Here is an 8959-nt window from a genome sequence, read left to right as displayed (position 1 = left end):
GCCGCGTTCTACGCCGGCGAGCCGAAGGAGGAGATTCCCGAAAGCGTCGTGGCCGTACTTTGGCCGGCCATCGCCACCGCACCGCGAGGGCGTTCTGGCACTGGAACCGGACGATCCGAGTACCGTAGTTCTCATGGACGGCCGTGGCGGATGTAGCCGGGGTGTGCGCGAGATCGGTGTAGATCCCATGCCGGACTTGCGCACTCCAGCGGGCGATGATCAGCCTGGCCCGACACGGGGAGATGGAAGCGAGCGCTGGTTGACGCGTGAGGATCGCTGACTCAGGGCAACTCGCCTCAAGGAAACGATGTGCGGGCGGACCGCTGCTCGTCCGGTCGGTCTGCGGGCGTGGTGGCGGCGGTGGGGACGCCGGTCCTGCAGGTAGCGGACATCTCCACCCCCATACGTTACACAGGAGAAGCGGTCTACGCAGTAGACGCGGTGTCACATGAGGTAGCCCAGCCACAGGTACGGCACGCACAGCGCGATGGTCACCAGGGTGACCACCAGGCCGTACTTGGTGAACTGCCAGAAGCTGATGGGCGTGCCGTTGCGGGCGGCGATGCCCAGGATGACGACGTTGGCCGCGGCGCCCACGGCGGTGGCGTTGCCGCTCAGGTCCGCGCCGAAAGCCAGCGCCCACCACAAACCTCGGCCGCACCGTTAGCCCCGTTGGCCTGGACCAGTTCCGCCACGATGGGGCTCATCGTGGCCACGTACGGGATGTTGTCCACGATCGCCGGCAAGGCGCCCGAGGCCCATAGGAGCGCCATCGTGGCGAGCCCGAGCTGCCTCGGCGGCCGCCCGCGAGATCTGGTCGATCACCCCCGTGTTCACGAGAGCGCCCACCATGATGAACAATCCGCCGAAGAACACCATTGTGGGCCACTCCACCTCGCGGATCGCCTCCTCGGCGGTGACCTTGGTGGCTGCCACCAGAACCCCCGCGCCCAAAATGGCCACCACCGACGGTTCATAGTGCAGCATCGGGTGGAGCACGAACGCCGCCATCACAAGGGCCAGCACGGCGAGCGACTGCAACAGCAGCCTGCGGTCGGCGATGGCCTCCCGCTCGTTCAACGCCATGACCTGCGCCGCCAGCTCGGGGTCGTAGTGGAAGGACTTGCGGAACAGCAACCGGCACAACCCGATGAAGACCACCATGAGCACGATGACCATCGGTGGCATGTGGATGAGGAAGTCGTTGAAGGTCAGGCCGCCGCGGCTGGCGATGATGATGTTCGGCGGGTCGCCGACCAGCGTGGACGCGCCGCGAATGTTGGAGGCCATCGCCTCGGCGATCAGGTACGGCGCCGCCGGCAGCGCGAGCCGCTCGCACACCAGGAACGTCACCGGCGCGATCAGCAGCACCGTGGTGACGTTGTCCAGCAGTGCCGAGGCCAGGGGCATGATCAACACCAGCAGCACCATCAGCGCATGCGAGTGGGCTGGCAGGACCTGCGCGGTGCCTGGCGGCTGCCCGGCCGGGCACTGGGCTGGGGGTTGCCGCTCACGCTGGCCATCTCTGCGGTGGGCGTCCACTACTTGATCGGCTTCGGTCAGCCCGCCTCGTCAACGTCTCCCTCGGGTCGGTCGGCAATCCTCGCCCCGGGACATCGCCGAGGTCGACGCCAAGATCGAGGAGCTCATCGCCCCTTTCGAGCACGCGGTGGAGCGACTGGATGACATCCCCGGCATCGGACGCACGCCGCTCCATCCTCACCATCGTCTGGCACCTGCTGTCCGACCCCAACGCTCGCTTCATCGAAACTGAGCGTCGACTTCCACGACACCCGCTTCGGCCCCGAGCGCAAGAAACGCAACCACGTCCGCCAACTCGAGCCCTGGGCTACCGAGTCATCTTGGAACCCATCGCCTGACCAGCTGACCTGATCACAAACCCCGGCGCACCGAGAGCCGCCGGGGTTCGCTGCCGCCTTCTTACTTACTCTCCGATTTTCGGATCAGATGACCCGTTCGCGCGGCGGACCCGACGCTGCTTTCCGCGACGAGTCGCTTCGACTGGCCGCTCGGCCCCACCGATCAGAGTGTGGCCATCGCTCCCTACGGGCGTACACGAATGATTGTCTTCCCCTTGCGTCGCTCGGTTGAGTTGAGGGTTGCGACCGCGTTGTCGAGGGACGCGGTGGTTCCGATGTTCGTACGCAGCCGCCCGTCCCGGACTCGCTGCACGATCTCACCCAGCTGGGTGCGATCGGCCTCGACAACGAAATCGATCGCCAGGCCATCAGCGGGGCGGGCCTCGACCGGGCCCACGACCGACACCAGCGTCCCGCCGGTCTTGATCAGAGCCGCGGAGCTCCTCTGGACGTCGCCGCCGATGACATCGAAGACCAGATCGACGCCCCCGACGTCTTTCAGCGCGTCGTTCTCGAGGTCGACGAACTCATGCGCGCCGAAGTCGAGCGCCTTCTCACGGTCGGCGGCGCGTCCAGTGCCGATGACGTAAGCGCCGGCCTCACGTGCGAGCTGGGTCACCATCGTCCCGACTGCTCCGGCTGCGCCATGGGCGAGGACGGTCTGGCCGGCCTGAAGGCGGCCGTGCTGGAACAACCCCTGCCACGCGGTCAGACCCGAGATGGGCAGGGACGCGCCTACCGTGAAGTCGACGTCGCCGGGCAGCGGTGCGAGGTTGCGTGCTTCAATCGCCACGTACTCCGCGAGGGTGCCGTCGCGGTGCCAGTCGGCGAGGCCGAACACCCGCTGCCCGACCGAAAGCCCCGTTGTGCCGTAGCCGAGGGCGGTGACCACTCCGGCCAGCTCGTGGCCGGGGATCGACGGTGTCTTGTCACGGCCGGCGCGATCGGTCCAGGTCGATGGCCACTCCATCTCTGTCGGGACGAAGCCCGATGCATGAATCTGAACGATGACGTCGTTGATCGCTGCGGGCGGCTCAGGCCGCTCCGTCAGCGTCATCCCGGCCGTTCCCGCGGCCTGGTCGGTTACCACAATGGCTTTCATTGAGATCGTCCCCTTCCTCGTATGTGTTCGTAACACGATCACGAGCGGTGCTTCTCCAGCCGCCTCCAGCAGATGAGGCTGCAGGCCGATGCGCCGCGTGCATCGTGAATTCGCAGGTCATGGGCCTGGTGTGCGTGGCGGTTCGGGTGCTTGCGCCGGTCGGTGGCCGATCGCCGGTGCCGTGTCGCGCGCTCTGTTCTGGAGCTTCTCGCCGCTGATGGGCACGTCGAAGGTCAGGCGCGGCGGCCGTAGGTGCGCGGATCCACGGGCTGCTCGGACTTGGGAAGCCCGCCGACCACGAGACGGTAGGAGTCGATCACGAGCTCTTTCACCAGCTTCTCGTCGATGGCGTCCCCGCCTTCCACCGTAATCCAGTGCTTCTTGTTCATGTGATAGCCGAGGGTAATGTCCGCGTACTGCTCACGCAGGGCTGCGGCGTCATCCGGATCAGCTTTCAGGATCACGACGGGGTGCCCCGGCATGTCGGTCATGAGCATGAAGACCTTGCCGCGCACCTTGTAGACCTTCCAGTCGGAGCCGAAACGATGCTCCAGGTGGGCGCCGGGCAGTCCCACAGTGCAGTCGCCCGCGATCTTCTGCAGCTCCTGTCCGTCCAAGGTGATCAACTCCTCTGTCGATCCGAGTGCCCTAACCGCCGGCCAAGGCCCAAGGTGGCGTCTCCCGCATGGCCGCCACGAACGGCGGCGCCCGCACGCCGACAACCTCAACAAGATCGTGTTACGAGCACTATGTGTTGTTGTGGGTTCTGGTTTCCGGGTGGGTGTTCAGATGAAGGTGAACAGCCGGTCGGCGTCGAATCGCGAGATCGGCGTGGTGTACACCCTCTCCGGGTCGGGGTAGCCGAGGGCCATCAGCACCGTCGTGCTGTGTCCGGTCTCGCGGATCTTGAACGCCTTGTCGACACTGGTCGGGTCGAACCCTTCGAGCGGCGTGGCCTCGACGCCGAGCTCAGCGGCCGCCATCATGGTCAGGCCCACCGCCATGTAGGTCTGCTTCTCCATCCAGTGGTTCAGGTCCTTGTAGCTGTAGCTGCGCAGGTTGAGGAAGTCTCGGGTCATTGATTCCCACAGCTCCTGCTTTGACGGGTCAGGGAACCGGCCGTCGGCCCTCTCCTTCGTGAACACCGCCTCGAGGTGGCTGTCGGGTAGATCTGCCCGGGTGGTGAGGATGATGGTGTGCGACGCGTTCAGGATCTTCTCGGCGTTGTCCTGGAATCGTTCGCCCAGGTTGTTGGCGAGCCGCTCTTTGCCTTCGGGCGTGGCGAGGACGTAGAAGTGGTTGGGCTGTACATTCACCGATGACGGCGTGGAGCGCAGGAACCTCAGCAGCTGCTGAAGGGTTTCCTCCGGAATGGTCTTGCTGGGGTCGAAATACCTGGTGAGGTGCTTGTTCATGAGCTTGTCGATATTCATGTCAATCTGCCTTCTTCTTGCGATGGGTGGGTGAGGAGCGGTGATTCGCGGTGTTTTGGGCTAGTTCGTGCCGCGGGCAAGTAGTTCGCTGATGCGCTCGAAGCTGATTCCTGTCGTCGCGGCGGTGAGGTCACCCGCGACGAGAGCCTTGGTGGCCTGTTCGAGTGCCTCCATTGCGTGGGTGTAGAGCGCTGGACCCAAGCTGATGCGCTTGACCCCGGCCTTCTGCAGTTCAGCGACGGTCAGCACCTTGTCCCCCGGCGAGATGAGGACGTTGACCGGTGTCGGCGCGACGGCGGTGACGATCGCGACGAGTGCGTGGAGGTCGGGTGGGTACGGGGCGTAGAGCACATCCGCGCCGGCCTCGGCGAAGGCCGTCAGACGCCGGATGGTGTCGTCGAGATCGGGCCGCCCCTGGATGAAGTTGTCGGTGCGGCCGGTGACGACGATGCGCCCCTTGGCCGCCTCGACGGCGCTGCGTATGCGGTTGACTGCCTCGTCGAAGTCGCGGATGGGGTGATCGGGATTGCCCGAGGTGTCTTCGATCCCGATACCGGCCAGGCCGGACTCGACGGCGGCTTCGACGCTCGCCGCGACGTCTTCAGGCGTGTCGCCGTAGCCGTCCTCGAAGTCTCCGTTGACGGGCAGCCCGGTGAGCCGGCTGAGCAGCCGCGCATGCTCGAGGTGCTCGTCGCGGGTGACTTCGTGACGTCCGTCGGACCGGCCGAGTGTGGTGGCGAGTGCCGCCGACGATGTCGCGATCGCCTCGAAGCCGGCATCGGCCAGCATCAACGCCGAGAGGCCGTCCCATGCGTTCGGCATGACGAGGCCACCGTCGCGGGTGTGCAGCGCCATGAACTTCTCATAGAGTTCGGAGCCTGGCATATCGCATCTTTCCTGAGTGATCGTTTGGGGCAGTGAGGGGTTTATCGGGCTGTGTGCGCGGCCTCGACGGGCGTCGCGGCGATCAGCCGGGCGTACCGGCCGAGTTGACGGCGGGGATGTCGATGTCGGTCTGGTTGACGTTGTTGATGAAGTTGGTCAGCAGGACCTGCACCGCCACCGTGACGATCGCCAGGATCTGCGGGTCGGTGTACCCAGCGCCTCGCACAGCCGCAAGGTCGGCGTCGCTCACCTGACCGCGGCTCTCCACCACCTGCTGAGCGAAACGAGCGACCGCGGCGCGCTTGGGATCGATCGAGCTCCCGGCCCGGGCCAAGTCGATGTCATCGCTCGACATGCCACCGAGTTCGGACGATACGTATGTGTGTATCGCCAGGCAGTAATCGCAACCGTTGGCTTGCGACACGGCGAGCGCGATGGTGTGCCGCGCCTTCGCGTCCAGAACCCGGCTCAAGGTGCCCTGCAGTGTCATGACGACGTCGAGGACGGTCGGATTCGACGCGAGAGTCGCGAACATGTTCGGGACGAAGCCGAACTGTGCGCCGACGTTGTCAAGGATGCCCTTCGCCCCGTCGGGGACGTCGTCAGGAGAGGGAACACTAAGGCGTGACATTGGAAATCAACTCCGATCGGTGGGAATGGTCGTCGTCAGCCGACCCATGCGACAGTTTTGGGCTAGCCAGCCCACTTTTAGAGTGAACACTGCTCACGACTGGGCTGTCAAGCCCAATATTCGATATCGTGTGAAGCATGAAGCCCACGAAGGGAGCCCGGGAGCCTCGCAAGCTCACCGACAAGGGACAGGCCACGCGGGCCCGAATCCTGGAGCACGCCGCGGAGCTCATCTACACCAACGGCGTCCACGCCACGAACAACGAGCAGGTCCGTCACGCCGCCGGCGTCGGCGGATCACAGCTCAACCACTACTTCCCTACCAAGGAGAGCCTCGTCCTGGCAGTGATTGAATGGCAGGCCGAGCGCGTACTAGCGCTCCATCGCAGTGAGCAGTTCTCCGGCTTCGACACCCTCGACACGTTTCGGAAGTGGGCGGCGTTCTACGTCGGTTACGAACGCGCCTACCAGGAAGGCTGCAGCCTCGGCTCCCTCGCGAGCGAGATCATCAAGACCGACCTCGACGTTCACGATGAACTCGTGAGCGCGTTCGACCAGTGGAGAGGCATCTTCCGCGATGGAATCCAGCACATGCAGCGACTCGGCCGCATGAGCACCGAAGCAGATCCCGCACAGTTGGCCAACCTGCTCCTTGCTGCCTTCCAGGGCGGCATGCTCCTTGCCCAGGTCGCCCGGGACATCTCTCCGCTGAAGGACGCGTTACAGACGGCCATCGACTACGTGGAGACCTTCGCGACCACGAGGCCGGACGGTCCTATCGCTGGATCGGCCAGCAGATTGGCGTCAGCGCCCGGGCCGTCGAAGGCTCCGTGAAATACCGCCAGCGCCGCCAGAAGCCAACGCTGAGGTGACAACACCGTCGTGAAGGAACACAGGCTAGGACTCCGCCTTCAAGATCATCCCGTGGCGGCTTTCTGGACGGGCAGCACTGGATGGGTCGCGATCGGAGCTGCGACAGACTCAGCGGCGGCGGCTGCGACCTCGGGATAAACGCTGGTGTAGGTGTCACGGGTAAAGGTGGACGACACGTGCCCGAGCGTTTCCTGGACGATTTTCAACTCGACTCCCGCGGCCAGCATCATCGTGGCCGCCCCATGGCGGAGGTCGTGGAGGCGAACGGGTGAGAGTCCTGCCTGGTAGGCCAGCCAGTAGAAGGCATCAGTCAGGTGGTGCGGATGCAGCGGCCGGCCGAAACTATCGGTGAAGACGAAGCCGCTATCGACCCACGTCTCGCCTGCGGCCAGCCGCTCTTTGGCTTGCCGTTTCTTGTGCTCCTTGAGGATCGCCATGGTCTCGGCGTCGACCACGACCGTGCGGTCGCTGGCCTCGGTCTTCGGCTTGCCCTGCACCGGCCGCCAGCCAAGCTAGGTGATCTGCCAGTGCCCGCCGATCGTCGCCTCGCGGAAGTTGACGTCGCTCCAGCGCAGCCCCGCCGCCTCGCCACGGCGCAGCCCGCGCAAGGTGATCAGCCGGTAGAGAGCGAACAACCGGTCTCGCCGGGCGAAGGCGAGGAAGACCAAAGTCTGTGGGGCGGTCCACACCATCACCCGTGACGGCCGAGGCGCACCGACGTAGACCGCGATCGGGTCGACCCGCTTGCCGCCGCGCAGGCGCCGGGTTCTGTCCAGGAGCGCTTCGTGATCCAGGCGCCATAGTGTGCCCCTTCCCTCGGTCCACACCACTGGCTTGGGCCGTACGGCGGGCGGGAACTCGACCGCGGCGGCGGGGTTGAAGTCCAGCAGCCGGTCCTGCTTGATAGCCACGTTCACCGCGTGGCGCAAGGTGGCACGGATGCGATGCATCGTCGATGGTCCGACCGGACGCCGCTAGCGAACCCTGGCCTGGCGGGCCGGGTCGCCGCTGGCCCGCTCGGTGGCGATGACCTCGTTGAACTCCTCGATCGCGTCGAACATGCCCGCGATGTTGGAGACCCGCAGCCGATCCTGTCCCGCTCGAAAACACGATTTCGTGCTCTGAACTGGGGTTTGCTGAATGATCAAGGCAGCGGCTGCGACCATCGCTAGGTGTTGCTGTCGCTTGTCTACCGGTTGGTGAGGGGCTTGTTCGACCTGCTGACGGTGCTGGTCCGCTCCGATCTGTCCAAAGAGGCTGAGGTACTGGTGCTCCGTCACGAGAACCAGGTCTTCCGCCGTCAGTTCGGCAGCCGGCCTCGGTGGGGTGACGCCGACCGTCTCTGGCTTGCGGCGTTGTCGCGGCTGATACACCACCGCCGGTGGGCGGAGGCGTTCTCGGTCACCCCGGCGACGATCCTGCGTTGGCATCGCAGTCTCGTGGCGCGTAAGTGGACTTTCACAGACAGGCGGTGTCCGGGACGGCCCTGCACCCGCCGACCGGTCAAGGCACTGATTGTGCGGATGGCGCGGGAGAACCCGAGCTGGGGGCATAGCAGAATCCAAGGCGAGTTGGCCCGGCTGGACTACCACATCGCGGTCTCCACGGTGTGGGAGATCCTGCACGCCGCCGGTATCGATCCGGCACCCCGCCGAGCCGGGCCGACCTGGCGGGAATTCCTGACCGCTCAGGCCCACGCGATCATCGCCTGTGACTTCCTCGTGGTCGAGACGATCACGCTCAAACGGCTCTACGTGCTGATCTTCATCGAGCGCGGCACCCGACGACTGCACCTGGCCGGCGTAACCGCACACCCGACCGGGGCCTGGGCGGCCCAGCAAGCCCGCAACCTGGCGATGAACCTGGGCAACCGCATCACCGGGCCACGTTCCTGATCCACGATCGGGATCCGCTCTTTACCTCGGCGTTCAGGGAGATCTTCACAGCTGAAGGGCTGCCGATCATCACCACGCTGCCGCGGACGCCGAGGATGAACGCCATCTGCGAGCGCGTCATCGGCACGCTGCTCCGTGAACTCCTGGACCGGATTCTGCTCCTCAATTACGGCAGCTGTAGTTCGGGATCTTCGAGGGATGTGCTCCATGGGGGCGCCTGTGGGCATGGGAACGGCCACCAGCATCATGATCGTTTGTGAC

At 65.3% G+C, this 8959-nt stretch carries 13 protein-coding genes; 2 read left to right on the top strand and 11 right to left on the bottom strand.

Annotation, left to right across the window (positions count from 1 at the left end; genetic code table 11):
• Nucleotides 1-444: 444 nt before the first annotated feature.
• The 7 genes from ACIBQ1_RS61680 to ACIBQ1_RS61650 all read right to left on the bottom strand — a co-directional run bounded on the left by ACIBQ1_RS61680 (nucleotide 445) and on the right by ACIBQ1_RS61650 (nucleotide 5835).
• A complete protein-coding gene (locus tag ACIBQ1_RS61680) occupies nucleotides 445-648 on the bottom strand; it encodes a hypothetical protein (protein WP_397292848.1) in 204 nt (67 codons plus the stop codon).
• A gap of 15 nt (nucleotides 649-663) precedes the next feature.
• Entirely contained in the window at nucleotides 664-1542 is an 879-nt protein-coding gene (locus tag ACIBQ1_RS61675; protein ID WP_397292846.1) for an SLC13 family permease, read from the bottom strand.
• A gap of 522 nt (nucleotides 1543-2064) precedes the next feature.
• Nucleotides 2065-2982: an NADP-dependent oxidoreductase gene (locus ACIBQ1_RS61670; protein WP_397292845.1), complete on the bottom strand. Its 918-nt coding sequence runs from the start codon at nucleotides 2980-2982 to the stop codon at nucleotides 2065-2067.
• A gap of 233 nt (nucleotides 2983-3215) precedes the next feature.
• On the bottom strand, nucleotides 3216-3599 hold the full coding sequence (locus tag ACIBQ1_RS61665) for an MmcQ/YjbR family DNA-binding protein (protein WP_397292844.1): 384 nt from the start codon (nucleotides 3597-3599) through the stop codon (nucleotides 3216-3218).
• Nucleotides 3600-3767: 168 nt separating this feature from the next.
• Nucleotides 3768-4415 carry a nitroreductase family protein gene (locus tag ACIBQ1_RS61660; protein ID WP_397292842.1) on the bottom strand — a complete coding sequence of 216 codons (648 nt, stop codon included), beginning with the start codon at nucleotides 4413-4415 and terminating at the stop codon, nucleotides 3768-3770.
• Between the two features lie 60 nt (nucleotides 4416-4475).
• Complete coding sequence (locus ACIBQ1_RS61655; protein WP_397292841.1) at nucleotides 4476-5270, bottom strand: isocitrate lyase/phosphoenolpyruvate mutase family protein; 795 nt, start codon at nucleotides 5268-5270, stop codon at nucleotides 4476-4478.
• Nucleotides 5271-5382: 112 nt separating this feature from the next.
• Nucleotides 5383-5835: a carboxymuconolactone decarboxylase family protein gene (locus ACIBQ1_RS61650; protein WP_397292840.1), complete on the bottom strand. Its 453-nt coding sequence runs from the start codon at nucleotides 5833-5835 to the stop codon at nucleotides 5383-5385.
• Nucleotides 5836-6068: 233 nt separating this feature from the next.
• Here ACIBQ1_RS61650 and ACIBQ1_RS61645 point away from each other — a divergent pair, with 233 nt between their 5' ends.
• Nucleotides 6069-6764, top strand: a complete 696-nt coding sequence (locus tag ACIBQ1_RS61645; protein WP_397292838.1) for a TetR/AcrR family transcriptional regulator — start codon at nucleotides 6069-6071, stop codon at nucleotides 6762-6764.
• Between the two features lie 83 nt (nucleotides 6765-6847).
• On the opposite strand, the gene ACIBQ1_RS61640 is transcribed toward ACIBQ1_RS61645, so the two are convergent.
• The 3 genes from ACIBQ1_RS61640 to ACIBQ1_RS61630 are packed head-to-tail and all read right to left on the bottom strand — an operon-like array spanning nucleotide 6848 to nucleotide 7969.
• The gene (locus ACIBQ1_RS61640) at nucleotides 6848-7300 is read right to left on the bottom strand and encodes a tyrosine-type recombinase/integrase (RefSeq protein ID WP_397292836.1); all 453 of its coding nucleotides are present in this window, start codon (nucleotides 7298-7300) and stop codon (nucleotides 6848-6850) included.
• A gap of 15 nt (nucleotides 7301-7315) precedes the next feature.
• The gene (locus ACIBQ1_RS61635) at nucleotides 7316-7753 is read right to left on the bottom strand and encodes a hypothetical protein (protein ID WP_397292834.1); all 438 of its coding nucleotides are present in this window, start codon (nucleotides 7751-7753) and stop codon (nucleotides 7316-7318) included.
• Between the two features lie 24 nt (nucleotides 7754-7777).
• Entirely contained in the window at nucleotides 7778-7969 is a 192-nt protein-coding gene (locus tag ACIBQ1_RS61630; protein WP_397292832.1) for a hypothetical protein, read from the bottom strand.
• A gap of 6 nt (nucleotides 7970-7975) precedes the next feature.
• Between ACIBQ1_RS61630 and ACIBQ1_RS61625 the strand changes: the two genes are divergently transcribed.
• A complete protein-coding gene (locus tag ACIBQ1_RS61625; protein ID WP_397292830.1) occupies nucleotides 7976-8698 on the top strand; it encodes a hypothetical protein in 723 nt (240 codons plus the stop codon).
• On the opposite strand, the gene ACIBQ1_RS61620 is transcribed toward ACIBQ1_RS61625, so the two are convergent.
• Nucleotides 8679-8819, bottom strand: a complete 141-nt coding sequence (locus ACIBQ1_RS61620) for a hypothetical protein (RefSeq protein WP_397292829.1) — start codon at nucleotides 8817-8819, stop codon at nucleotides 8679-8681. The two genes, ACIBQ1_RS61625 and ACIBQ1_RS61620, sit on opposite strands and share 20 nt — an antisense overlap.
• Between the last annotated feature and the right edge of the window lie 140 nt (nucleotides 8820-8959).

This window comes from Nonomuraea sp. NPDC050153, from assembly GCF_044460125.1.
Classification (GTDB): Bacteria; Actinomycetota; Actinomycetes; order Streptosporangiales; family Streptosporangiaceae; genus Nonomuraea.
Note: the sequence above shows the minus strand (reverse complement) of the source record. Positions and strands in the feature narration are given on the sequence as shown.